Below are 24,569 nucleotides of genomic sequence, written 5' to 3'. Positions count from 1 at the left end.
CCGACACATGAACCCTTACATCCTTACCCCCGACCTGAACGGCGAAGGGCTGCACATCGGCATCGTACGCGCCCGCTTCAACGAAGAAGTCGGCCAGGCCGAACTCGAAGCGTGCCTGAAGGAACTGGCCGAACTGGGCGTGGACGAGCGCGACGTGATGGTCGCCACCGTGCCCGGCGCGCTGGAACTGGGCGTGGCCCTGTCCCACATGGCCGAAACGTTTGAATTCGACGCCCTGATCGCGCTGGGCGCGGTCATCCGCGGCGAAACCTATCACTTTGAAGTGGTCAGCAATGAAATGGCCACGGCAATCACCCGCATCTCCCTCGAAACCGGCATCCCCGTCGCGAACGGCGTGCTGACCGTCGACACCGACGAGCAGGCGCAAGCCCGCGCCGCCGGCAAGGGTCGCGATTGCGCCCAGGTGGCCGTCGAAATGGCCAACCTGGTGGCAGCGCTGGAACCCGAGGAAGAAGACGAAGACGAAGACGACGAGGACGAAGATTTTGACGACGAAGAAGACGACGACCAGCGCTGATAGCGCGGCGCAGGCCCGCGCCAATGCGCGCAGCGCGCGCCGCCGTGCGCGCGAATTCGCGCTGCAGGGCGTGTACGCGTGGCTGCTGCGCGGCGGCGAAGGCACGCAGGACGCCGGCGAGATCGACGCCCATCTGCGCGACACCGAGGACTTTTCCGAGGCCGATGCGCAGTGGTTCAAGACCTTGCTGCACGGCGTGCTGCGCGAAGCGCCCGCGCTGCGCGAACGCTTCACGCCTTACGTCGACCGTCCGCTGGCCGAGTTGTCGCCCGTTGAGCACGGCATCCTGCTGATCGGCAGCTTCGAGCTGATCCATCACGTCGAAGTGCCGTACAAGGTCGCCATCAACGAAGCCGTGGAACTGGCCAAGTCGTTCGGCGGCACCGATGGCTTCAAGTTCGTCAACGGCGTGCTCGACAAGCTGGCTGCCGATGTCCGCGCGCACGAGGTCCAGGCCGCGGCGCAGCAACGGCGATAGCGAGCCCCCCCCCGCAGCGCTTTGCGCTTCCCCCCGGGGGGCGCCGCTGCGGACCGGCGGAGCCCGGATCCGCGCGGCCCCGATCTGAGCCGCACGGCGGCCATGCAGACAATGGCGACCATCGGGCGCCGCATAGTGGAGGCGCGGTGGCGTCCGAATTTGATCTGATTGCGCGCTATTTCACGCGTGCCGCGCCTGACGGCCTCTTGGGCGTTGGCGACGACTGCGCGCTCTTTCCTGTTCCTCCCGGTGAACAGGTGGCCACCAGCACGGATCTGCTGCTGGAAGGCCGGCATTTCTTTCCCGACGTAGACCCGAAATCGCTGGGCCACAAGGCGCTGGCGGTGAACCTGTCCGACCTCGCGGCCATGGGCGCGCGCCCGATCGGCTGCGTGCTCGGGTTGGCGTTGCCGCGCCTGGACGAGCCTTGGCTGGCGGCGTTTGCCGAAGGGTTTCACGCGCTGGCCGCAGCGCACGGCTGCCCGCTAGTCGGCGGCGACACCACGCGCAGCGCGCACGACCTGGCGATCAGCGTGACCGTTTTTGGCTCGGTGCCCCCCGGCCAGGCGCTGCGCCGCGATGGCGCGCGAAGCGGCGACGACATCTGGGTGTCCGGTGAACTGGGGGCAGCCGACGTGGCCTACCGGCTGCTCGACGGGCAATATCCGGCTAATGCCGCGCTGCTGGCCGCCACGCGCGGCGCGTTGGAATGGCCCGAGCCGCAAGTGGGGCTGGGCACGGCGCTGCGCGGCATCGCGAATGCAGCCATCGATCTTTCCGACGGCCTGGTGCAGGACCTGGGCCACATCCTGGCCGCCAGCCGCGTCGGCGCCTGCCTGCGGTTCGCGGACCTGCCGATGGCGCCCGCGCTGGCGGGCCTGGACGCGGCGCCGCAGCAACGCGCGCTGCTGGGCGGGGGTGATGTCTATCAACTGTGTTTCACCGCGCCGCCGTCCCGGCGCGACGCTGTGCTGGCGGCAGCCCGCAGGGCCGGCGCCCGCGTGACCCGGGTGGGAGAGATCCTGCCGCAGCCGGGAATCGCCGTTCTCGACTCGCACGGCCAGCCGCTTGCCGAGCTGCCCGCCGGCTTCGATCACTTCCCCGCGGACTGATCCGCGGCTTCCTTTTTGCAGGCCCTTCCCCCCATGTCTTCCGCTGATAAGCACTCCACCTCCATGCGCGACCGCCGCCGCGCCGCGTATCCGGCGCTCTCCTGGGTCTGCCGCGATCCGGGCCGGCTGATTGCGTTTGGCTTTGGCAGCGGACTGATCCGTCCGGCCTCGGGCACGTGGGGCACGCTGCTTGCTTGGGCCATCTGGGTGGCGGCGGCGCCTGCGGCGTCGGACCTGGCCATTGGCGTGTTCCTGGCGGTGGCATTTCTGTACGGATGCTGGGCCTGCCATCGCGTCGGCCGAGAACTCCAGCAGCCGGATCATGTCGGAATGGTCTGGGACGAGATGGTGGCGTTCTGGCTGGTGCTGTGGCTTACGCCGGCCGGCTGGGTCGCGCAGGCGCTGGCGTTCGTGCTGTTCCGCACGTTCGACATCGTCAAGCCGCCACCCATCAAGTTCTTCGACGCCCATATCAAGGGCGGTTTCGGAGTCATGTGGGACGATATCGTGGCTGCCGGCTATGCCTTGCTGGTAATGGCGCTGGTGGCCCGCACAGGAGTCTTGGGATGAACGATCAGCATGAAGGCGCGCGGACCAACATGACGGCCGCGCAGTTGTCGGAAGCGACGATCCTCGGCCTGTCCGAGCGGCTGGGCGATGTGCTGCGCCAGCAGGGGTGGATGCTTGGCACCGCCGAATCCTGCACGGGCGGCCTGCTGGCAGGCGCCGTCACCGCGGTGGCCGGTTCCAGCGAATGGTTCGAGCGCGGCTTCGTCACTTACAGCAACGACGCCAAGGTTACCGAGCTGGAGGTGTCGCCCGAAACGCTGCATCACTTTGGCGCAGTCAGCGAGCCCGTGGCGCTGGAAATGGCAAACGGGGTGCTGCTTGCCGTGCCCAATGCGCACGTGGCCATGTCGACCACCGGCATCGCCGGACCGGGCGGCGCCACGCCCGGCAAGCCGGTGGGCATGGTGTGCTTTGGCTTTGCCATGCGGGTGGGCGACGGCATCAGCAGCCGCGCGGTGACGCATGTGTTCCAGGGCGACCGGGGGCAGGTGCGGCAGGCGGCGGTGGAGTTCGCGCTGCGGGCCGTGCTGGAATTCGCGGGGGCGCCGATCAACCGGCGATGAATCCCGACGCGAAACGCCCGCGCTGAACTGGCGGGCGTTGAAATGAAAAAAGCCGCTGCACCGTGCATTCGCACATGGTGCAGCGGCTTTTGCGCAATGTGGCGTCAGCGCACCGCGTTGATCGCGTCGCGCAGGCCCTTGGCGGCCTCGGCGGCGGCTTGGCGCCAGTCGTCGCCGCCGCTGGCGTAGATAATGGCGCGCGACGAGTTGATCATCATGCCGTTGCGCGCCGCGTTGGCGCCGGCGTTGACCGTGGCGGTGATGTCGCCGCCCTGGGCGCCGATGCCCGGCACCAGCAGGGGCAGGGCGTCGCCGATGCGCTGGCGCACCGCGGCCAGTTCGTTGGGGAACGTGGCGCCCACCACCAGGCCGCACTGGCCATTGGCATTCCATTTGTCAGCCACCAGCCCTGCCACGTGCAGGTACAGCGGCTCGCCGTTGTCCATCTTCAGGAATTGCAGGTCCGAGCCGCCGGGGTTGGAGGTGCGGCACAGCACGATCACGCCGCGGTCGCGCCACGCCAGGTAGGGCTCGACCGAGTCCAGTCCCATGTAGGGGCTGACGGTGAGGGCGTGGGCCTGGTAGCGCTCGTAGGCTTCGCGGGCGTAGTTTTCGGCGGTCGAGCCGATGTCGCCGCGCTTGGCGTCCAGCACGATGGGCAGGTCGGGGTGGTTGTCGCGGATGTGCTGGCACAGCGCTTCCAGCTGGTCTTCGGCGCGGTGCGCGGCGAAGTACGCGATCTGCGGCTTGAAGCTGCAGGCGTACGGCGCGGTGGCGTCGACGATGTCGCGGCAGAACTGGAAGATGGCGTCCGGCTTGTCCTGCAATTCGCGCGGGAAGCGCTGCGGGTCGGGATCCAGCCCGACTTGCAGGAGCGAGTTGCTGGTGGTCCAGGCGTGTTCGAGTTTTTGCAGGAAATTCATGGGATTCAGTGCAGTTTGACCCGCGGGCGCGTGCGCCGCATGAGCAGGCGAGCCAGGGCGAGGGAGACGGTACGCGAGGCGCCCAGCACCGCGCGGTGGTGCATCAGGTGCAGGCTCATGTACATCAGGCGCGCCAGTGTACCGCTTACGAACAGTCCCCGTCCGGCAAGCTTGCCCATCAGGCTGCCCACCCCGGCGTCCTGGCCCAGCGACACCAGCGATCCGTGGTCCTGGTAGACGTAGGGCTCGGTGGGCTCGGGGTTGTTGCGCAGCCGGGCGGTCAGCTTCTTGGTCAGGTAATCGGCCTGCTGGTGCGCGGCCTGGGCGCGGGCGGGCACGGTGCGGCCGTCACGCCACGGCGCCGCGCAGCAGTCGCCCAGCGCCAGAATGTGCGGATCGGGCGTTTCGAGCCGCTCGTTGACTTCGATCTGCCCCAGCTTGTTCAGCGGCAATCCCAGGTCGGCCAAGAGCGCCGGGCCCTTGATGCCGGCGGCCCACATGCACAACTGCGCGGGAAACTCGCGGCCGTCGGCGGTGCGCACCGTGTTGTCCGTCACTTCGGACACACGGCATGAGGTCTCGACGCGGATCCCCAATTCGGTCAGGCGCTTGGTCGCCGCCACCGAGATCTTCTCGGGCAGCGCGGACAGGATGCGCGGGGCGCCTTCGACCAGCGTAATGGCCAGGTCGCGGTCGGCGCGGAAGTTGGGCAGGCCATAGGCGCTGACGACGTGGCTGGCTTCGGTCAGTTCCACCGCCAGCTCGACGCCGGTGGCGCCGCCGCCCACGATCACGAGATCCAGCCGCGCGGACGGATTGCGCACCTTGGCCTGATCTACCAGCGCCATGGCCTTGAGCATGGTCAGGCGAAATTGCTCGGCGTTTTCGGTGGTGTCCAGCGTGACGGCGTGCTCGGCCGCGCCCGGCGTGTTGAAGAAGTTGGAGGTGCTGCCCAGCGCCAGCACCAGCGTGTCGTACGCCAGTTCGCGGCGGGGCAGGACTTCCTGGCCCTGCGCGTCATTGACGGCGTCCACGGTGATGAGACGGCGTTCGCGGTCGACGCTTTCAAGCCGGCCCTGGGCGAACGAGAAGCCGTCCATGTGGGCCAGCATCAGGTAGGACAGGCCTTCCTGGTGAATATCCAGCGTGCCCGCCGCCGCTTCATGCAGCGAAGGCTTCCAGATGTGAAAAGGGCGGCTGTCGACCAGGGTGATGTATTGGCGGCCGTGGATCCGGCCCAGTTTGGCGGCCAGTTCAAGGCCGCCTGCGCCACCGCCGACGATGACGATGCGCTTGGAGGGTGCTGACGTCGATTGAGGCATCATGGCTCCCAGTATAAATAGAGTCGCATCCCCGTCGCGGTGCGAACCCGTATCAGTGCATGACGAAACGGCTGATGGCCACGCCCACCCATACCGTTCCGGCAAATATCAGCAGCAGCATCACCGCCGCGCTGCCCAGGTCCTTGGCCCGCCCCAAGAGGGGGTGGCGTTCGACCGACAACGCATCGGCAAGCGCTTCGATGGCGGAATTGAGCAGTTCTGCCGCCAGCACCATGACCACCACGCCCACCAGGAAAAACACCTCGACCGTGGTGCGGCCCAGAAAGAATGCCGCTGGAATCATCAGCACGGCCAGCGCCAGTTCCTGGCGGAAGGCCGCCTCGTATTGGACGGCCGCCTTCAGGCCCTGCCAGGAATAGCGCAGCGCGTTGAGGATACGGCGCGCGCCGCCGGTGCTCTTGAAGGGCGAGTGTTGCGGATCGTGGGTCATGGAATCGGATGAAAGCCGTGGTGGCCGCTTTTTAACAGATAAGGGTTGCCCGCGTGGCACATCCCGACGCGGATGGGCAAACCCTAATTGTGACCCAGCGTCGGGAGGCGCAGGATTCTGGTCAATTGGTAAGGCCACTTTACCTATATGCCGATTCAGACCATTGAACCTCGCCGCCTGTATCGCCAGATCGCCGATCAGCTTCGCCTGCTGATCGAGGCTGGCGAATTTCCGGCCGGCGCGCGCCTGCCGCCCGAGCGCGATCTAGCGCTGAAGCTGGGCGTGTCCCGGCCGTCGGTGCGGGAAGCGCTGATTGCGCTGGAGGTCGAAGGCTGGGTGGAAGTGCGCATGGGTTCGGGCGTGTACGTGCAGAGCCCGGGCGGCGCGCCGCGCGCCAGCCTGACCGCCGAAAGCCCGCTTGAAACCATCCGCGCCCGCCGCACCATCGAGAGCGAGCTGGCCGCGCAGGCGGCGCTCAATCCCGTGCCCGCGTTGGTGGAAGGCCTGCGCGAAGCCGTCGATGCGATGGAAGACGAGGCGCGGGCCGGCAGCGTGCCCATCCGCGGCGACCGGCTGTTCCATCTGCGCGTGGCGGAAATGGCCAACAACGCCGTGCTGGTGCGCGTCGTGGGCGAACTCTTTGACGAACGCCACAACCCGCTCTCCGTGAAGCTGGGCGATTACTTCGAAAACTCCGACAGCTGGGCCGTCGCCATCACCGAACACCGCCGCGTCATCGACGCCATCGCGGCCGGTGACGAACAGGGCGCGCGGGCCGCCATGCGTGAACATCTTTCCTGCTCGTACGACCGCCTGATGGCCAGCTGGCCCGGTGCGGCGGAAGCCTTGCGCGCTGAATAGCAACAGGCTGCCGGTCCCTCCCGGGAGGCCGGCGGCAACTCGCAGTCGCAGTTGGTAGGTGCAGCTCCAGTAGGTGAACTCCATATGTAAAACATGACGCGAGGCCGCCGAGCCCGCCACCTCAAAGAGAGGAGACAACATGAAGCCAGGCAACGCCATCAAAGTGCTCTTTGCCGCCGTCGCGATCGCCGTCAGCGGCTCCGCGCTGGCGCAGACCAAACTGAAGTGGGCGCACGTCTACGAGACGTCCGAACCGTTCCATACCTCGTCGGTGTGGGCCGCGCAGGAGATCGAGAAGCGCACCAACGGCCGCTATCACATCGACGTCTATCCGGCCTCGCAACTGGGCAAGGAAAACGACATCAACCAGGGGCTGACGCTCGGCACGGTCGACATGATCATCTCCGGGTCCAGCTTCGCGGCCAAGAGTTTTCCGCGCATCGGCGTCACGTACTACCCCTATACCTTCCGCAACCCCGAGCACCTGATCGCCTACACCAAGAGCGACATCTACAAGGAGCTCACGCAGGGCTACGACGAAAAGAGCGGCAACCACATCGTCGCGACCACCTACTACGGCACGCGCCAGACGACGTCCAACAAGCCGTTCACCAAGTGCAGCGAGATGAAGGGCCTGAAGATTCGCGTGCCGGACGTGGCCGCGTATCTGGCCATGCCGCGCGCCTGTGGCGCCAACACCGCGCCCATTGCCTTTGCCGAGGTCTATCTGGCCTTGCAGAACGGCACGGTCGAGGCCCAGGAAAACCCGCTGACCACCATCGAGGCCAAGAAGTTCTACGAGGTGCAGAAGAACATCATCCTCACCGGCCACATCGTCGATCACCTGAACACGGTGATCTCCGGCAAGCTCTGGAAGAGCCTGTCGGACGAGGACAAGAAGATCTTCGCCGAGGTCGCGCAGCAGGCCGCGGAAAAGGCGTCGGCCGAAGTGGCCGCGTCCGAGAAGAAGATGGTCGACGTCTTCAAACAGCGTGGCCTGACGGTGGCCGAGGTCAACATCGACGACTTCCGCAACACGGTGCTGGAGAAGGTGCCGTTCAAGCAATACGGTTACGAGAAGTCGGACTGGGAAAAGATCCAGGCGGTGAAGTGAACGCCGGCGCGGCGGGCCGCCACGCCGGTCCGCCGCGCCTGATCTGATCGCCATACCGATCCCGCACGAGGGTAGATTCCATGCACTCCAACGCGAAGGCCGCGCCGATGGCGGCCGTCAGCAATCCGCCGGACCAGCCGCCCGGTCCGCATCATGTCGCCTCGGTGGACGAGATCGTCCAGAGTTTCGAGGAAGCCGATCATCACGTGGTCAGCCTGTCCGGCTACCAGCCGGAAGACTGGATCTGCCTGGCCATGTTCTGGGCGATGGCGTTGCTGGTCTTCCTGCAGTTTTTTTCCCGCTACGTGCTGAACGACTCGTACGCCTGGACCGAGGAGCTGGCGGTGTATTGCCTGATCGGCGTGGTGTTCTTGGGATCCGCGATGTGCGTGCGCGCGTGCCGCCATATCCAGGTGGACTTCCTGTACCGCTACCTGCCCAAGCCAGCCGGCCGCGTGCTGTCCACGCTGATCGATATCCTGCGCACCGCGTTTTTCGGCTATGCCGTGTGGCTGACGTACCGCTACATCGTGCTGGTCGGCGACGAGCCCATGACGACGCTGTTCTGGAACAAGGCGTACGTCTACTGGGTGGCGCTGGCGGGCTTCGTCATGATGTTCTTGCGGTCTCTGCAGGTGTCCGTGCAGAACTGGCGGCAGGGCTACTCCATCCTGGAGAACCCCGCGGCCTATGAGTCGCTGGACTGAAGCGCTGGACTGAATTCCCGAATCCGCAGTGCCTTTGCCAGGAGCGAACATGGGCACCCTGATTGGAACCTTTCTGCTGTTGATGATCATGGGGCTGCCGGTGGCGGTCTCGATGGCGGGCGCATCCCTGCTGTTCATCCTGATTTCCGGCAGCGTGCCGGACGTCGTGATCGCGCAGCGCATGATTGCGGGCGTCGAGTCGTTTCCGCTGCTGGCCGTGCCGTTCTTCATCCTGGCCGGCAACCTGATGAACATCGCGGGCATCACGGGCCGCATCTACAACTTCGCCGTCGCGCTGGTGGGCTGGATGCGCGGCGGGCTGGGGCAGGTGAACATCATCGGCTCGGTGGTGTTTGCCGGCATGTCCGGCACCGCCATCGCCGACGCCGCGGGCCTGGGCACCATCGAGATCAAGGCCATGAAGGACCACGGCTACCAGACCGAGTTCGCGGTCGGGGTGACGGCCGCATCGGCCACGCTGGGCCCCATCATTCCGCCGTCGCTGCCGTTCGTCATCTACGGCATGATGGCCAACGTGTCGATCGGTTCGCTGTTCCTGGCAGGCCTGATTCCCGGCCTGGTGCTGACCATCCTGATGATGCTCACCGTGGCCTACTACGCGCGCCGCAACAATTGGGGCGGCGACGTTGCCTTCAACTGGAAGCGGCTGGGGGGCGCGGGGCTGGAAGTGCTGATCGTGCTGGCGTTTCCGATGTCGATCTGGCTGATGACGCTGGCGGGCGTGTCGCCCAACATCGCCACCGGCATCTCGTTCGCGGCCTTGCTGCTGCTGGACTGGAAGTTCAACTTTTCGGCCGTGATGGCGCTGATGGCGCCGGTGATCCTGATCGGCGGCATGACGCTGGGCTGGTTCACGCCCACGGAAGCTGCGGTGGCGGCCGTGATCTGGGCGCTCTTTTTGGGACTGGTGCGCTATCGCTCCATGACGCTGCGCACGCTGGCCAAGGCGTCGTTCGACACCATCGAGACCACCGCGTCGGTCCTGTTCATCGTGACGGCAGCCTCGGTGTTCGCCTGGCTGCTGACCACGACGCAGGCCGCGCAGGCGCTTACCGACGCCATCCTGAGCGTGACGCAGAACAAGTGGGTGTTCCTGCTGATGGCGAACGTGCTGATCCTGATCGTCGGCTGCTTCATCGACACCATCGCGGCCATCACCATCCTCGTGCCCATCCTGCTGCCCATCGTCCTGAAACTGGGCATTGACCCGATCCACTTCGGGCTCATCATGACGCTGAATCTGATGATCGGCCTTCTGCATCCGCCAATGGGCATGGTGCTCTTCGTGCTGGCGCGGGTGGCCAAGCTGTCGGTCGAGCGCACCACGATGGCCATCCTGCCGTGGCTTGTGCCGCTGTTCGTGGCGCTGATCGCCATCACCTACATTCCTTCGATCACCCTGTGGCTGCCCACCGTAATGGGCATGACCGGCAAATAAGGACGCACGCCCATGTCAGCAAGACTGCAAGGCAAGACCGCCATCGTCACCGCCGCAGGGCAGGGCATTGGCCGCGCCGTGGCCCTGGCCTACGCGCACCAGGGCGCCGATGTGCTGGCCGTGGACCTGAACGGCGCCGCGCTGGAGTCGCTGTCCGGCTGCCGCACCCACGTGCTGGACGTGACCGACGCCCGCGCCGTGCGCGCGTTGGCCCAGGATGCGGGCGGCGTCGACGTGCTGTTCAATGGCGCGGGCTTCGTGCATGCCGGCACCATCCTGGATTGCGACGAAGACGCCTGGGATTTCTCGTTCAACCTGAACGTGCGATCCATGTACCTGCTGATCCGTGCCTGCCTGCCGGCCATGCTGGCGCGCGGCGCGGGTTCCATCGTCAACATGGCGTCCGTGGCGGGCAGCATCAAGGGCGCGCCCAACCGCTGCGCCTACGGCGCCACCAAGGCAGCCGTCATCGGCCTGACCAAGGCGGTCGCCGCCGACTACGTGGGGCAGGGCATCCGCTGTAACGCGATCTGCCCCGGCACGGTGGAGTCGCCGTCCCTGCGCCAGCGCATCGACGCGCAGGCGCTGGCCAGCGGCCAGTCCGTCGCGGCGGTCGAAGCCGCCTTCACCGCGCGCCAGCCAATGGGCCGGATCGGCCGCGCCGAAGAGATCGCCGCGCTGGCGGTGTATCTTGCCAGCGACGAATCCGCCTTCACCACCGGCACCGCGCAGGTGATCGACGGCGGCTGGTCCAATTGAATTCTTCTTTTCCAGCAACCAGGAAACCGCTATGAAACTGATGCGCTATGGCGCCAAGGGCTCGGAAAAGCCCGCCTTGATCGACGCAGAGGGCCAGGTCCGCGACCTGTCGTCCGTCATTTCCGACATCACCGCCGAGTCGCTCGTGCCCGCCAAGCTGGCGCAGTTGCGCGCGCTGGATCCGGCGTCGCTGCCGCTTGTTGCGCAGCCCGGCCGCGTGGCGCCGCCGTGGCGCGGCATGGGCAAGTTCATCTGCATCGGCCTGAATTACGCCGACCATGCCGCCGAGTCCGGACTGCCGGTGCCGGCCGAACCTGTCGTCTTCATGAAGACGACGTCGGCCGTGGTGGGCTGCAACGATCCGGTCGTGCTGCCGCAGGAATCGGTCAAGACCGACTGGGAAGTCGAGCTGGGCGTGGTGATCGGCGAGAAGGCCCGCTATGTCAGCGAGGCCGACGCCATGAAGCACGTGGCCGGTTACTGCGTGGTGAACGACGTGTCCGAGCGCGAATACCAGATCGAACGCGGCGGCACGTGGGACAAGGGCAAGGGCTGCGATACCTTTGGCCCTGTCGGGCCGTGGCTGGTGACGGCCGACGAGATCCCCAATCCGCAGGACCTGGAGATGTGGCTGGAGGTCAACGGCAAGCGCTACCAGAATGGCAGCACCCGCACGATGGTGTTCGGCGTGGCGCAGCTGGTGTCGTACGTCAGCCGCTTCATGACGCTGTACCCGGGGGACCTCATCAGCACCGGCACGCCGCCCGGCGTGGGCATGGGCCAGAAGCCGTCGCCCGTTTATCTGAAAGCGGGCGACGAAATGAAACTGGGCATCGCGGGCCTGGGCGAACAGCGCCAGCGCGTCCATGCCTGGGATCCCGCCCTGATTGACGGCTGATCCGCAAGGCCCCCCTGGATTCCGGAGTTCTCATGTCGCAGACCAATACGGCAGTCATCCGCATTCACCCGGCGGACAACGTGGTGATCGCCAGACGCCAGCTTGTCAGCGGCACGAGGCTGGAAGGCGAGGGGGTGACTATCGTGGGGCTGGTGCCGCCGGGCCACAAGGTGGCGGTGCGCGCCATCGCGGCCGGCGAACCGGTGCGCCGCTACAACCAGATCATCGGCGTGGCGCGGCAGGACATTGCGCCCGGCCAGCACGTTCACACCCAGAATCTGGAATTCTCGGATTTCGAGCGCGACTATGCCGTGGGGCAAGATGCGCGGCCCACCGACTACGTGGGGGCGCCGGCCATGTTCGACGGCATCGTGCGCGCCGACGGCCGCATCGCCACGCGCAACTACATCGGCATCCTGACCAGCGTGAACTGTTCGGCCACGGTGGCGCGCGCCATCGCCGATCACTTCCGCCGCGACATCCGGCCCGAGGCCCTGGCAGCCTGTCCGAACGTGGACGGCGTCGTGGCGCTGACGCATGGCGCGGGCTGCGCCACCGGCAGCGACGGCGAACCATTGCGCGTGCTGCGGCGCACGCTGGGCGGTTACGCCCGGCATGCCAACTTTGGCGGGCTGATGGTCGTGGGGCTGGGCTGCGAGACCAACCAGATCGGCGGGCTGATGGAGCAGGAGCATTTGCGCGAAAGCGGCATGCTGCACACCTTCAACATCCAGGACACGGGCGGCACGCGCAAGACGGTGGCGCGCGGCATTGAATTGGTCGAGCGCATGCTGGACCAGGCCAATCGCGTCCAGCGCCAGCCCGTGCCCGCCAGCCACCTGACCGTGGGGTTGCAATGCGGCGGGTCGGACGGCTATTCCGGCATCAGCGCCAATCCGGCGCTGGGCGCCGCGGTGGACCTGCTGGTGCGCCACGGCGGCACGGCCATCCTGTCCGAGACGCCGGAAATCTACGGCGGCGAGCACCTGCTGACGCGCCGCGCGCAATCGCCCGCCGTGGCGGACAAGCTGCTGGCGCGGGTGCGCTGGTGGGAAGACTACTGCGCCCGCAACGATGCCGAGATGGACAACAACCCCTCGGCCGGCAACAAGGCGGGCGGGCTGACCACCATCCTGGAAAAATCGCTGGGCGCCATCGCCAAGAGCGGCACGACCAATCTCACCGACGTCTACGAGTACGCCGAGCCCGTGCATACGCGCGGGCTGGTCTTCATGGACACCCCGGGCTACGACCCGGTCTCGGCCACCGGGCAGGTGGCCGGGGGCGCCAATCTGATCTGCTTTACGACCGGCCGCGGGTCTGCGTATGGCTGCGCGCCCGCGCCGTCGCTCAAGCTGTCCACCAACACGGCGCTTTGGCAGCACCAGTCCGACGATATCGACATCAATTGCGGCGAAGTCGTCGACGGCGCGCAAAGCGTGGCGCAGATGGGCGAGCGAATTTTCCAGCTCATGCTGCAGACGGCGTCGGGCCGGCGCACCCGCAGCGAGACGCACGGCTACGGACAAAATGAATTCGTCCCGTGGCAACTGGGCGCGGTGATGTAGCGAAGACGGCTCGGGGCATGCTATACCCTGGCGTCTCCCCTTTTAGGCATAGCGCACCCATGCTTGAACGTTTGAATTCGGAGTCATTGCCGCGTCTGCCCGCCGACGTTGAAAAGCCCAGCTACGACCGTAGCCGGCTGACGCCGGGCATCGTCCATCTTGGGCTGGGCGCCTTTCATCGGGCGCATCAGGCGTTTGTGACCGATCAGGCCATGCAAGCCAGCGGCGACCTCACCTGGGGCATCCTGGGCGTCTCGCTGCGTCACCCCGCCACCCGCGATGCGCTCACGCCCCAGGACGGGCTGTACACGCTGGCCGTGCGCGACGCCGGTCCGGACGGCCAGGACCGCGAACACCTGCGTATCGTGGGATCCGTGCTGCGCGTGATGGTGGCCGAGGAAGACCCCAACGCCGTCCTCGAACGCATCGCGTATCCGCAGACCCGCATCGTCAGCCTGACCGTGACGGAAAAGGGCTACAGCCACGAACCGGCCACGGGGCATTTGCGCTGGGACGATCCGGACATCGTGCACGATCTGGAAAACCCCATCCGGCCCCGCAGCACCATCGGCATCCTGGTCTACGGCCTGGCGCTGCGCCGCGAACGCGACCTGCCGCCGATCACGCTGTTGTCGTGCGACAACCTGCGCGGCAACGGCGACACGCTGCGCAGCCTGGTGCTGGCCTTTGCGCTGCGCGTCGACGTGACCCTGGCCGACTGGATCGACCGCCACTGCACGTTTCCGAATTCCATGGTCGACCGCATCGTGCCGGCCACCGAAGACCAGGACCGCCGGCGGATCGCCGAACGCCTGGGCGTCGAGGATGCCTGGCCCGTGCTGGGCGAGCCCTATCTGAACTGGGTGATCGAAGACCGGTTCGCCGCCGGCCGCCCTGCCTGGGACGCGTACGGAGGCGCCACCTTCGTGCGCAATGCGGCGCCCTACGAGCGTCTGAAACTGCGCATGGTCAGCGGGCCGCATTCGGCGCTGGCCTACCTGGGCGCGACGCTGGGACTGCATACGGTGGCCGATGCCGCCAACACGCCCGCCCTGCGGGCGTTCGTCGACGCCATGATGCGCGAAGAGATCGCCCCGACCCTGCGCGGCATTCCCGACACGGGGCTGGTGGAATACCGTCTGCGGTTTCTGGAACGGATCTCCAACCCGGCGCTGCCGCATCCGCTGTCGCAGATCGCCATGGACGGATCGCAGAAGCTGCCCCAGCGCCTGCTGGACACCATCCGCGACCGGCTGCGTGCCGGCCACGGCATCGATCGTCTGTGCCTGGCGGTTGCCGCATGGCTGAACTACCTGCGCGGCGAAGACGAGCAGGGCAGCGCCTACCCCATCCAGGACCCCATTGCCGCGCGCCTTGACCGCCTGTTGGCGCGTGCCGAGGTGGCCGCGCATGCCGCCATGCCGTCGCAGGCGGCGCAGCGGCGCGCGACGGTGCTGGCGCGTTTCAAACCGGTGTTCGGCGACCTGGGCAATTCGGCCGAGTTCGTGGGCGCCCTGACCAAGCATCTGGAAGCGCTGCGCGAGCACGGTGTGATCCATGCCGTGCAGGCGGCCACCTAGGAGACAGGACATGAACGCCGACCGCCGCGTGACCGCCACCGACTGGGAACGCTGGGGCACGGCGTGCCTGCTGGCGCAGGATTTTCCGGCCGATGACGCGCGCTGTCTGGCGCAAAGCCTGGCGCAGACCAGCCTGTGGGGCATCGATTCGCACGGCATCGCGCGCCTGCCGCATTACCTGAACCGCGTGGCGCATGGCTCGATCCTGGCGCGCCCGGACATCCGCGTCGACCGGACGGGGCCGGGAGCCGCCCAGGTGCATGGCGGCCGGGGGCAGGGCATCGTGGTGGCCCATCGGGCGAACGCGCTGGCAATCGACCTGGCGCGCGAGGCTGGGGTGGCGGCGGTGGGCGTCAGCGATTCGTCTCACTGCGGGGCGATCGGCCTGTACAGCCGCGCGGCCGCCCGGCAGGGTCTCATCGGCATCGCCTTCACGCATTCCGATTCCATCGCCGCACCCTTCGGCGGCCATGCGCCCTTTTTCGGCACCAATCCCATTTCGCTCGCCTTCCCGCGTGCGGGCGGACAGCCGCTTTGCCTGGATATGGCGACAACCGCCATTCCGTGGAACCGCGTCATGAACGCGCGGCGCGACGGCGCGGCGCTGCCGCCGGGCGTGGCGCTGGACGGGCGGGGCGACGACTCCACCGATGCGCAGGCCGCGCGCGCCCTGCGTCCGCTGGGCGGCGAGGAATACGGCTACAAGGGCTATGGCTTGGCAATGATGATCGAGCTGCTGTGCGGACCGCTGAACGGCAACCCTCACGGCCCGCACATCTCGCCCATGTACGACGCCTTGGACCGGCCGCGCGAACTGGGCGCTTTCTTCATCGTCATCGATCCGGCGCGCTTCGCGGGGGGCGCGGCCCTGGCGTCCGTGGTGGCGGGAATGGCGATGGAGCTATCGGAAGCGCCCGGCAAGCCTCGCATGCCTGGCGATCCGGAGGCCACGCACGAAGCGGAACGCCAACGCCTCGGCTTGCCCGTGCCGCCGGCGCTTTGGCACGAGATGCAGGTCTGGAGCGACCGGCTTGGCGCGGCACTGCCACCCTTGCATCAGACGCGGCAGGCGTGAAGCCCGGAGGTCAGGCGTCGGTCGGGGGCGTCTGCACGGGCGATTGGGCGGGCGGCTGCGTGGGCGATTGCGTGGACGTTTGCGCGGGCGATTGCGCGGGCGATTGAACCGGCGGTTCGGCGGACGGCGTGCGCGGCCGCTCCACCTTGCCAAAGCGCAGCGCAAACTGGCGCGTGAAGACCGCGCCAAAGAAGAAGATCTGCGCCGAATACCAAATCCACAGCAACAGCGCGATCAGCGACCCGGCCGCGCCATAGGCCGACACCGCCGCGCCGCGGCTCAGGTACAGCCCGATCCCCCATTTGCCCAGCAAAAACAGCCCGGCCGTCACGATGGCCCCGGGGATCACGTCCTGCCACGAGATCTTGGCGCTGGGCAGCAGCTTGAAGATCACCGCAAATAGCGCCGCCACCACCGAAAACGAAAAAAGATTAGACGCCCAATCGGCCACGATCGAGAACGTCGAGTTGGCCCACAGCGAGCCATAGATGCCCCTGGCCGCCGCGAGCGCCGCGTTCACGGTCAGCGACACCAGCAGGAACAGCGCCAGCACCAGCACCAGGCCGAACGACAGCAGACGGCTGCGCACCAGTCCGTGCAGGCCGCTCTTCTGGTTGGCCCTCACGTCCCACAATTCGTCCAGGCTGGCCTGCAGCTCGGCAAAGGCCGTGGTCGCGCTGAAGATCAGCACGCAGATCGACACCAGCGCCGCCATCCAGCCGCCGCCCGATTCGTGGGCGCTGGCCAGCACGGTCTGGATCACCTCGGCCCCGCGATCGCCGATCAGGTCGCGCAATTGCGCAAAGAGCTCGGAGCGAACCGCTTCCTCCCCGAAGAAGGCGCCTGCCACCGCGATCACCAGCAGCAGCATCGGCGCCAACGAAAACACCATGTACAGCGCCAGCGCCGCACCCTTGCTGGACGCGCGATGACTGGACCACTGTTTGGCCGAGTCGACCAGCAGGCCGCTGATCTGGGAGGGGCGCAGGATACGCAGCACGGTTCGGGGCAGTCGCATGGGCGGATTCTCGGTGAGGCGAACCTTCATTGTAGGGACGCATGCAAGCCCCAGATACGGGCAGATTGTTGGCAAAAGTTTGCCAACCCCGGGAAATCCGGCGCCGCTGAAACAACACGCAAAGATATCCGGGCGGACAAAAGAAAAACCCCCGGGGCGAAGGACCGGGGGTTTTTGGATACTGCGTTCCCCGGCCGAAGCCGGGGAGGCCTTGCAAGAAGAGCGGGACTTAGAAGTCCATGCCGCCCATGCCGCCCATGCCGCCGGGCATGGCCGGAGCAGCGGGCTTGTCTTCAGCCAGTTCCACAACGGCGGCTTCGGCCGTCAGCAGCAGGCTGGCGACGGAGGCAGCGTTTTGCAGGGCGGTGCGGGTCACCTTGGTGGGATCCAGCACGCCTTGCTCGACCAGGTCGGTGTACTCGCCGGTCGCGGCGTTGTAGCCGTAGTTGCCCTTGCCGTTCAGCACGTTGCTGACCACGACGCTGGCTTCTTCGCCGGCGTTCGTGACGATGGTGCGCAGGGGCTCTTCCACAGCGCGCAGGATCAGCTTGATGCCGGCGTTCTGGTCAGGCGTGTCGCCCTTCAGGTCAGCGATGGCTTGCTTGGCGCGCAGCAGCGCAACGCCGCCACCAGCCACAACGCCTTCTTCCACTGCAGCGCGGGTGGCGTGCAGGGCGTCTTCGACGCGAGCCTTCTTTTCCTTCATTTCGACTTCGGTGGCAGCGCCAACGCGAATCACGGCAACGCCGCCGGCCAGCTTGGCCACGCGTTCTTGCAGCTTTTCACGGTCGTAGTCGGACGTGGCTTCTTCGATCTGCACGCGCACTTGCTTGACGCGGGCTTCGATGGACTTGCTGTCGCCAGCGCCGTCGATGACCGTGGTGTTTTCCTTGCCCACTTCGATGCGCTTGGCTTGGCCCAGCTCAGCCAGCGTGGCCTTTTCCAGCGACATGCCGGTTTCTTCGGAGATCACCGTGCCGCCCGTCAGGATGGCGATGTCTTCCAGCATGGCCTTGCGGCGGTCGCCGAAGCCAGGCGCCTTGACGGCGGTGGTCTTCAGGATGCCACGGATGTTGTTCACAACCAGGGTGGCCAGCGCTTCGCCTTCGACGTCTTCCGCGATGATCAGCAGGGGACGGCTCGACTTGGCGACTTGTTCCAGCACGGGCAGCAGGTCGCGGATGTTGCTGATCTTCTTGTCGAAGATCAGGACATACGGGTCTTCCAGGACGGCGACTTGCTTGTCCGGGTTGTTGATGAAGTAGGGCGACAGGTAGCCGCGGTCGAATTGCATACCTTCGACGACGTCCAGCTCGTTTTCCAGCGACTTGCCGTCTTCGACGGTGATGACGCCTTCCTTGCCAACCTTGTCCATCGCGTCAGCGATGATCTGGCCGATGGAGGAATCGCTGTTGGCCGAGATGGAACCGACTTGGGCGATTTCCTTGCTGGTCGTGACCGGCTTGGATTGCTTTTGCAGTTCGGCGACGGCAGCGGCGACAGCCTTGTCGATGCCGCGCTTCAGGTCGATGGGGTTGAAACCGGCGGCAACGTACTTCAGGCCTTCCTGAACGATGGCCTGGGCCAGCACGGTCGCGGTCGTGGTGCCGTCACCGGCGTTGTCGGAGGTCTTGGACGCGACGTCCTTGACGAGTTGGGCGCCGATGTTTTCGAACTTGTCCTTCAGTTCGATTTCCTTGGCGACGGACACACCGTCCTTGGTCACGGTCGGGGCGCCGAACGAGCGCTCCAGCACGACGTTGCGACCCTTGGGGCCCAGGGTGGTCTTGACAGCGTTGGCGAGAACGTTCACGCCACGGACGATGCGCACACGGGCGTCATCACCGAACAATACTTGCTTGGCAGCCATGTCTTAGCTTCCTTCGAAAATTCGTTTGAGGCAGGGTTTACTGGACCACGGCGAGGATTTCGTCCTCGCGGATGACGAGCAGTTCTTCGCCATCAACCTTCACGGACTGGCCGGCGTACTTGCCGAACAGAACCTTGTCACCAGCCTTCAGGTCAACCGGCAGGATCTTGCCGTCTTCGGTCTTCTTGCCGGGGCCGACGGCCACGACTTCACCCTGGTCGGGCTTTTCAGCGGCGCTGTCCGGGATGACGATGCCCGAGGCAGTCTTGCGCTCGTTTTCGAGGCGTTTGACGATCACGCGATCGCCCAGGGGACGCAAGGCCATGAGGAACTCCTGTTAACTAAAAGTAAGTGAATGGTCGGTTTGCCCCGGGAGGTGTTAGCACTCACCGGTGTCGAGTGCTAATTATAGGGATGATGTTTGGAGGTTCAAGGGGGGGAGGTGCGCTGTTACATCTTCGGGGAGAGCAGGGGCTCGGCATCCTGGTGAGAGCGACGCCTCGGAAAGATGTGATTGGATGCGGACAAACAGGGTGGAATCATGTCCCGCGTGAAACCCCGGCCGCTCCGCTTAGCAATCTGGAGCCTCGCCGATACCTGCGCTCCTGCTTGATAACGACTTTCGAACCTGTCTGATTCGAATGTGCAATCGATCTCTATATCGTATCGCCGCATCGCGGATGTGGCAGGCGCGTTGGCTTTAGCGGATGTGAGTTGGCGTTCTCCGATGTGCACTGGCAACTCTTGCAACGGAAGCTCAAACCCGGAGGATGAAATTATCGTGATGTTTGCACCCAGTATTAAAACTGTCCGGTTGACAAGTCGCCTTGCTGTCGTCGGCGCTTTGCTCACCGTCGTTGCCAATCTGGCTGGTTTTTACAACGTCACATACCGGCCGTGGAGCGATAACGAGATTCCGCCGTGGCTGAACTGGTTTGGAATCCAGTTGGCGCTAGCAGGCTGGCTCATCATGTTGCTTGGCGGCAAGAAGTGGCTCGGTTGGGGCGCAGTGGTGCTCTCCGTCATTCTGCTGAATATATTCTGGCCTGCACGAATGCACATCCACCTATCCAATGCGAGCAGTGAATCCGTTCATGGGTCTCCTTATCGCATCAGCTACGAGCCTTTTCGCAATTGGAGATGGCGAGTCACTCAAGCCGAGGGGCTGATGCCGGGAAGCAGTACGTTTTCCGGCCAAAGATTCATGTACAAGAAGGTGACTGCTGCGACGGCTGATGACGCGGGTGATATCTCGATTCGAGAGTTCAGATGCGAGGCCCGCAGGGAGGTCTATTGGGGGCCCATATCGATTACGTATGCGCGAGCCTTTCCCGAAAATCCTCTGAGCCCCTATCTCAACTTGCTGGAAGACTCTGCAGGTTTCAATTTCAAGGGATGTTCCGTAATCACGGAGAGAAATAGGTAGTGCTGTGACGCGGCCCGGAGTACCGGGCATTCGGTATTCCGACGCGCTAAAAGTCATAGAGCCGCGCCGCGTTATCCACCAGGATCGCCTGCTTTTCCTTTTCGCTCACCCAAGCGCAAAACGCCGACAGTTGTTCGCCGTCGTCGATGGGATGCAGCGGTTCGCTCCGATCCCGTGTGCGCGCCACACCCGGCCATGCTCCCGAATGCGGCCAGTCGGTGCCCCACAGCATGCGGTCGAGCCGCGTATCGATCAGGGCGCGTGCGATCTCGCGCGCCTGGATGGGCGGGCGGCCGTCCTGCCAGACCGTAAGGCGATACGGCGCGGAGAGCTTTACGTACACATTGCCCGTTGCCACCGTCTCCAGCAGCGCATCGAAGCCGGGCTGGCCCGTGCCGGCGACGGCGCTCGCCAATGCGAAGTGATCGATCACGATCGGCACGGGGCAGTCGCGCAGCGCGGGCGCCAGCGCGGCAACCACCGGCAGCGTGGTGTAGATCTGCACATGCCAACCCAGGTCGGCGACTTGCTCGGCGGTGCGCGTCAGCGCATCGCGCGCGATGGCCGGATCCTGCTGGCCGAACGATTGCAGGTTGACGCGCGCGCCTCTTACGCCTGCCGCATGCAGCGCGCGCAGGCCCTCGCGCGAGATATCGGGCGCCAGTACCGCGACGCCGCGCGACGCGTGGCCTGCCGCATTCAGGGTGGCTAGGGCATCGGTCATGCAGCGGTTGTCGGTGCCTTGAGGGCTGGCCTGCACAACCACTGCCCGGTCAACCCCAAGCGCCGCGTGCAGCGCCAGCAGATCATCGGTCGAGGCGAGGCCCGGCATGAACACGCGGTTTTCGGCAAGCGGATAGCGGTCGAAGGGGCCGAAGATGTGTACGTGGCAATCGCAGGCGCCGGGCGGAATCGTGCCGGCGACAGGGCTGTGATGGACGCCCAACACGGTGCGCGGGTCGTCGGAAGAAGCGGCGGACTGGGTACGGCTCATGGGATGCTCGAAAGGTTCGGGGTCGGGAAACGCATTCAAACGTCGGCGCTCAGGGGTTCTGCTTGATGCCGGCGGTCTGGATCAGCCGCACCCATTTGTCGCGATCGGCCTGGTAGTAGCGGGTGAACGCCGCCGGGCTGTCGTCCGACAGCGCATAGCCCTGCGCCTGCAGCTTCTCGCGCACATCCGGCAGGCGCAGCACGCGGCGCACTTCCGCGTTCAGTGCGTTGACGACGTCGGGCGGCGTGGCGGCGGGGGCAAGCAGGCCAAGCCAGGTCGCGACCTCGTAGTCCTTGAGGCCCGCTTCGGCCGTTGTAGGTAACTGCGGCGCGAAGCTGACGCGCGCGTTGCTCGTCACGGCCAGGGCGCGCAGGCGCTGGTCCTTCATGTAGGGCAGGGCCGTCGAGGCATTGGCGAACATGAACGGCAGGCGGCCTGCCAGCATTTCAGTGATGCAGGCTTGTTCGCCGGCAAACGGGATGCTGTGCAGTTCGATTCCCGCGGTCTGGGCAAACAGCACGGCCGCCATGGAGGGCGAGGTGCCGATGCCGCCCGAACAGAAATCGATCTCGCCCGGCGCGGCCTTGGCCTGCGCGATGAGTTCCTGGACGGAGTTGGCGCGCAGCTTCGGCCCGGCCAGCAGCACCTGCGGCGCGCTGCCCACCAACGCCACGCCCGTGAAATCCTTCATGGGGTCGAACGTCGTCACGTTCTGCAGCGTGGGCGCGACCGCGACCGTCGTCTGGCTGGCGAGCAAGAGGGTGTTGCCATCGGGCCGCGCGCGGGCCACATAGGCGGCCGCGATCATGGAGGCGGCGCCGTTCTTGTTTTCGACCATCACGGCACGGCCACCCACCTGCATGTGCTGCGCCACGATGCGGGCCACGGTGTCGGGCGCGCCACCCGGCGGGGCGCCGACGACGATCCGGATCGTGCCCCCGGCCGGGGTGTCGGACAGGGCGGGGGCCACGAAAGCCAGCAACGCGCTGCCAAGCAGCGGTGCAAGCAATCTGGCCAGCAGCCTGCGTGGGTGAGCGCCAGGTCTCGTCTGCATCGTTGTCTCCTCGCGGTATTGCCGTGCGCCGCATCGAAGCGGCGCCGGCTGTTGTGATGTGGAGCCAGTGTCCGGCAGGCGGATTGATATAGTCAAATATATATATTTAGTCATTTCATACATGAATATGTATGAGAAAAGAGGTTTGCATGAATAAACGCGAGATGGCGCTGTTTGAAGCGGTGGGGCGAACCGGTTCCGTCACCTTGGCGGCTGCGGCCACCGGGATGTCGCAGCCCGCGGCCAGCGCGATGCTGAAGTCGCTGGAAGACAAGTTGGGCTTTGCGCTGTTCAGCCGCGAGAAACGCCGGCTGGCGCTGACCGCCGAGGCCCGCATGTTGCTGCCGGAGATCGATCATGCGCTTGCTGCGATGGACAACGCCGAACGGGTGGCGGCCAGCATGCGGGGCGGGGCGCAGGCGAGGCTGGACGTGGGGGCGGTGGCGGCCGTGGGCGCGAGCATCCTGCCCGGTGCGATGGCGTGGTTGCAAGCCCGCGAGCCCGGCGTGCGCGTCAGCGTGCGTACGGACATGACGCTGGGCGTGGCGGGGCTGGCGGCCGATCAGCGTATCGATATCGGCATCGTGATCGGCTCGGCCGCGCTGCCGAACGTGGGTCAGCGCACGCTGGCGCGGTTGACCCTGCAGGCCGTGATGCCGGCCGGCCACGCGCTGGCGGACCGCCGTCAACTCGCCTTGTCCGATCTGGCGGACATCCCCTATATCTCGCTCAGTCGTCACTTGCAGGTGGGGGCGCTTACGGCGCGGCAGTTCGAGCGGGAGCGGTTGCCCTTTCTGCCCGTGATCGAGGTGAATCAGTACTCGGCCGCCTGCGCCTTCGCGGAGCGGGGCCTGGGCGTGGCCATCCTCGATAGCATGAGCGGCCTGTACGCGCGTCGACATGGGCTGAACGTCGTACCCGTCGATGTGGAAGGCGGTCTTGACCTTTCCATCGTATGGCCCCTGAACCGGGGACTGGGGCGCGTGGCGCGGCAGCTGGAGTCCGGCCTGGAGCACGAACTGTCACAGACCACCGAATAGCGAAGCCTGGCCTGCCGCCGGCAAGCTAGGGTTATCAGGGATTCTTTATGCTTAAACTTTTGTGAAGAATGAGCGGCACATGCGGGGCCGCCGCCGCGATGCGCAATCAGGGCGGTTCACCGTGGTGCGGCGCGGGACGCACCGGGCGCATGATCTCGGGGTAGAGCCCCCTTAAGGAGAATTGCATGCTGCTGCGTAGACGTTGTCTGGCCGTGATGATGCTGGCGTTGGCGGGTTGGACGACGGGCAGCCATGCACAAACATCGTCTGCGGCGTGGCCCACCAAGCCCGTTCGTCTGGTCGTGGGGCTGGCGCCCGGCGGGCTGGTCGACGTGCTGGCCCGCACCGTGCAGCCGCACTTGGCCGAGGCCTTGAAGCAGACCGTCATCGTGGAGAATCGTGGCGGTGCGGGCGGCAACCTGGCGGGGGCCGAAGTGGTCCGCAATGGCCGCGACAACCATACTTTCCTGCTCAATCCGTCGACGACCGAATCGGTCAACCCGCTGATGTTCGCCAACATGCCGTTCGACCCGCAGCGGGATTTGCGGCCGGTTGCCCTGCTGGCCAACAGCCAGTTGTTCCTGTTTGTCCGGTCCTCGCTTGGCGTCAATACGCTCGAAGAGTTCGTGGAATACGCGCGCAAGCGGCCCGAGCCCCTGAATTACGGGTCGGCCGGCAACGGCACGACGCCGCATCTGGCCGGCGAGCTGCTCAAGCAGGCCACTGGCATGCAGGCCACCCACGCGCCGTATCGCGGCGTGGCGCCGGCGATACAAGACCTGGCCGCGGGCCAGATCGACTTCGCGTTTGGACCCGCCACGGTCTTTCCCATGGTGCAGGCGGGCAAATTGAAGGTGCTGGCAGTGGCAAGCCGGCAACGCGCGGCCGTGGCGCCCGACATCCGGACCTTTACCGAGGCCGGCATTGACGGCGTGTTCGCGGACAGCCTGTTCGGCGTGTATGCGGCCGCGGGCACCCGCGATGATGTGGTCGAACGCATGAACGCCGAGATCAACAAGGTGCTGGCGCGGCCGGATATCAAGGCGCGCTTCCTGGATGCGGGCGCCGAGGCGATCCCGCTGAGCGTGGCCGATTACGCCACGCGCGTGCAGGACGAAAAGAAACTGTTCGCGCCGTTGGTGAAATCGTTGGGGCTGAAGGAGCAGTAGACGGAACTGGCCCCAGTGCC

At 66.0% G+C, this 24,569-nt stretch carries 25 protein-coding genes; 17 read left to right on the top strand and 8 right to left on the bottom strand.

Going from position 1 to position 24,569, the window contains the following annotated elements:
• The first annotated feature begins 7 nt into the window (after positions 1–7).
• The 5 genes from ribH to QEP15_RS21625 all read left to right on the top strand — a co-directional run bounded on the left by ribH (position 8) and on the right by QEP15_RS21625 (position 3,261).
• Entirely contained in the window at positions 8–538 is a 531-nt protein-coding gene (ribH, locus tag QEP15_RS21645; RefSeq protein WP_056325435.1) for a 6,7-dimethyl-8-ribityllumazine synthase, read from the top strand.
• Positions 507–1,016, top strand: coding sequence for a transcription antitermination factor NusB (gene nusB, locus QEP15_RS21640; RefSeq protein ID WP_056325438.1), 510 nt, complete (start codon positions 507–509; stop codon positions 1,014–1,016). The genes ribH and nusB overlap by 32 nt, the downstream gene beginning before the upstream one ends.
• A gap of 146 nt (positions 1,017–1,162) precedes the next feature.
• On the top strand, positions 1,163–2,128 hold the full coding sequence (gene thiL / locus QEP15_RS21635) for a thiamine-phosphate kinase (protein ID WP_217619003.1): 966 nt from the start codon (positions 1,163–1,165) through the stop codon (positions 2,126–2,128).
• A 63-nt stretch (positions 2,129–2,191) separates the two neighbouring features.
• Positions 2,192–2,698: a phosphatidylglycerophosphatase A family protein gene (locus tag QEP15_RS21630; protein ID WP_175156222.1), complete on the top strand. Its 507-nt coding sequence runs from the start codon at positions 2,192–2,194 to the stop codon at positions 2,696–2,698.
• Complete coding sequence (locus QEP15_RS21625; protein ID WP_056325445.1) at positions 2,695–3,261, top strand: CinA family protein; 567 nt, start codon at positions 2,695–2,697, stop codon at positions 3,259–3,261. Before QEP15_RS21630 ends, QEP15_RS21625 begins: the two co-directional genes overlap by 4 nt.
• A 104-nt stretch (positions 3,262–3,365) precedes the next feature.
• Here the strand turns inward: QEP15_RS21625 and pyrF are convergent, their stop codons facing one another.
• From pyrF to QEP15_RS21610, 3 genes are read right to left on the bottom strand one after another with little or no spacing between them, the layout of a single operon-like run.
• Positions 3,366–4,184 carry an orotidine-5'-phosphate decarboxylase gene (pyrF, locus tag QEP15_RS21620; protein WP_062839593.1) on the bottom strand — a complete coding sequence of 273 codons (819 nt, stop codon included), beginning with the start codon at positions 4,182–4,184 and terminating at the stop codon, positions 3,366–3,368.
• Positions 4,185–4,189: 5 nt separating this feature from the next.
• Positions 4,190–5,509, bottom strand: a complete 1,320-nt coding sequence (locus QEP15_RS21615; RefSeq protein ID WP_062839594.1) for an NAD(P)/FAD-dependent oxidoreductase — start codon at positions 5,507–5,509, stop codon at positions 4,190–4,192.
• 49 nt (positions 5,510–5,558) lie between these two features.
• The gene (locus QEP15_RS21610) at positions 5,559–5,957 is read right to left on the bottom strand and encodes a diacylglycerol kinase (RefSeq protein ID WP_076516669.1); all 399 of its coding nucleotides are present in this window, start codon (positions 5,955–5,957) and stop codon (positions 5,559–5,561) included.
• Between the two features lie 147 nt (positions 5,958–6,104).
• On the opposite strand from QEP15_RS21610, the gene QEP15_RS21605 reads away from it, so the two are divergent.
• From QEP15_RS21605 to QEP15_RS21565, 9 genes are all read left to right on the top strand, one after another.
• Positions 6,105–6,818: a FadR/GntR family transcriptional regulator gene (locus QEP15_RS21605; RefSeq protein WP_056325456.1), complete on the top strand. Its 714-nt coding sequence runs from the start codon at positions 6,105–6,107 to the stop codon at positions 6,816–6,818.
• A 139-nt stretch (positions 6,819–6,957) separates the two neighbouring features.
• A complete protein-coding gene (locus tag QEP15_RS21600; protein ID WP_152382573.1) occupies positions 6,958–7,932 on the top strand; it encodes a sialic acid TRAP transporter substrate-binding protein SiaP in 975 nt (324 codons plus the stop codon).
• Positions 7,933–8,012: 80 nt separating this feature from the next.
• Positions 8,013–8,639 carry a TRAP transporter small permease gene (locus tag QEP15_RS21595; RefSeq protein WP_175156059.1) on the top strand — a complete coding sequence of 209 codons (627 nt, stop codon included), beginning with the start codon at positions 8,013–8,015 and terminating at the stop codon, positions 8,637–8,639.
• 49 nt (positions 8,640–8,688) lie between these two features.
• Positions 8,689–10,098 (top strand): TRAP transporter large permease, encoded by a 1,410-nt coding sequence (locus QEP15_RS21590; protein WP_280148039.1) that lies wholly within the window; start codon positions 8,689–8,691, stop codon positions 10,096–10,098.
• A gap of 12 nt (positions 10,099–10,110) precedes the next feature.
• The gene (locus tag QEP15_RS21585) at positions 10,111–10,857 is read left to right on the top strand and encodes an SDR family oxidoreductase (protein ID WP_152382571.1); all 747 of its coding nucleotides are present in this window, start codon (positions 10,111–10,113) and stop codon (positions 10,855–10,857) included.
• A gap of 31 nt (positions 10,858–10,888) precedes the next feature.
• A complete protein-coding gene (locus tag QEP15_RS21580) occupies positions 10,889–11,755 on the top strand; it encodes a fumarylacetoacetate hydrolase family protein (RefSeq protein WP_152382570.1) in 867 nt (288 codons plus the stop codon).
• A 32-nt stretch (positions 11,756–11,787) separates the two neighbouring features.
• Positions 11,788–13,323: a UxaA family hydrolase gene (locus tag QEP15_RS21575; RefSeq protein ID WP_280148038.1), complete on the top strand. Its 1,536-nt coding sequence runs from the start codon at positions 11,788–11,790 to the stop codon at positions 13,321–13,323.
• 59 nt (positions 13,324–13,382) lie between these two features.
• Entirely contained in the window at positions 13,383–14,903 is a 1,521-nt protein-coding gene (locus QEP15_RS21570; RefSeq protein WP_180097815.1) for a mannitol dehydrogenase family protein, read from the top strand.
• 10 nt (positions 14,904–14,913) lie between these two features.
• A complete protein-coding gene (locus QEP15_RS21565) occupies positions 14,914–15,978 on the top strand; it encodes an Ldh family oxidoreductase (protein ID WP_280148037.1) in 1,065 nt (354 codons plus the stop codon).
• Between the two features lie 10 nt (positions 15,979–15,988).
• Here the strand turns inward: QEP15_RS21565 and QEP15_RS21560 are convergent, their stop codons facing one another.
• The 3 genes from QEP15_RS21560 to groES form a co-directional block, all read right to left on the bottom strand.
• Entirely contained in the window at positions 15,989–16,996 is a 1,008-nt protein-coding gene (locus QEP15_RS21560; RefSeq protein WP_175156052.1) for a YihY/virulence factor BrkB family protein, read from the bottom strand.
• 229 nt (positions 16,997–17,225) lie between these two features.
• On the bottom strand, positions 17,226–18,866 hold the full coding sequence (gene groL / locus QEP15_RS21555) for a chaperonin GroEL (RefSeq protein WP_056325479.1): 1,641 nt from the start codon (positions 18,864–18,866) through the stop codon (positions 17,226–17,228).
• A 37-nt stretch (positions 18,867–18,903) separates the two neighbouring features.
• Positions 18,904–19,191, bottom strand: coding sequence for a co-chaperone GroES (gene groES / locus QEP15_RS21550; protein ID WP_006221616.1), 288 nt, complete (start codon positions 19,189–19,191; stop codon positions 18,904–18,906).
• Between the two features lie 318 nt (positions 19,192–19,509).
• Here groES and QEP15_RS21545 point away from each other — a divergent pair, with 318 nt between their 5' ends.
• Entirely contained in the window at positions 19,510–20,292 is a 783-nt protein-coding gene (locus QEP15_RS21545) for a hypothetical protein (RefSeq protein WP_280148036.1), read from the top strand.
• 46 nt (positions 20,293–20,338) lie between these two features.
• Here the strand turns inward: QEP15_RS21545 and QEP15_RS21540 are convergent, their stop codons facing one another.
• Positions 20,339–21,286: an amidohydrolase family protein gene (locus QEP15_RS21540; protein ID WP_280148035.1), complete on the bottom strand. Its 948-nt coding sequence runs from the start codon at positions 21,284–21,286 to the stop codon at positions 20,339–20,341.
• A gap of 49 nt (positions 21,287–21,335) precedes the next feature.
• Entirely contained in the window at positions 21,336–22,340 is a 1,005-nt protein-coding gene (locus QEP15_RS21535) for a tripartite tricarboxylate transporter substrate-binding protein (protein ID WP_280148034.1), read from the bottom strand.
• A 149-nt stretch (positions 22,341–22,489) separates the two neighbouring features.
• On the opposite strand from QEP15_RS21535, the gene QEP15_RS21530 reads away from it, so the two are divergent.
• Together QEP15_RS21530 and QEP15_RS21525 are read left to right on the top strand one after the other, a co-directional pair.
• Positions 22,490–23,380, top strand: coding sequence for a LysR family transcriptional regulator (locus tag QEP15_RS21530; RefSeq protein ID WP_280148033.1), 891 nt, complete (start codon positions 22,490–22,492; stop codon positions 23,378–23,380).
• A 185-nt stretch (positions 23,381–23,565) separates the two neighbouring features.
• Positions 23,566–24,549: a Bug family tripartite tricarboxylate transporter substrate binding protein gene (locus QEP15_RS21525; protein ID WP_152382563.1), complete on the top strand. Its 984-nt coding sequence runs from the start codon at positions 23,566–23,568 to the stop codon at positions 24,547–24,549.
• Positions 24,550–24,569 lie beyond the last annotated feature (20 nt).

Source organism: Achromobacter mucicolens, from assembly GCF_029866465.1.
GTDB classification, from domain to species: Bacteria; Pseudomonadota; Gammaproteobacteria; order Burkholderiales; family Burkholderiaceae_B; genus Achromobacter; species Achromobacter mucicolens.
This window is presented reverse-complemented; position numbering and strand designations above follow the sequence as displayed.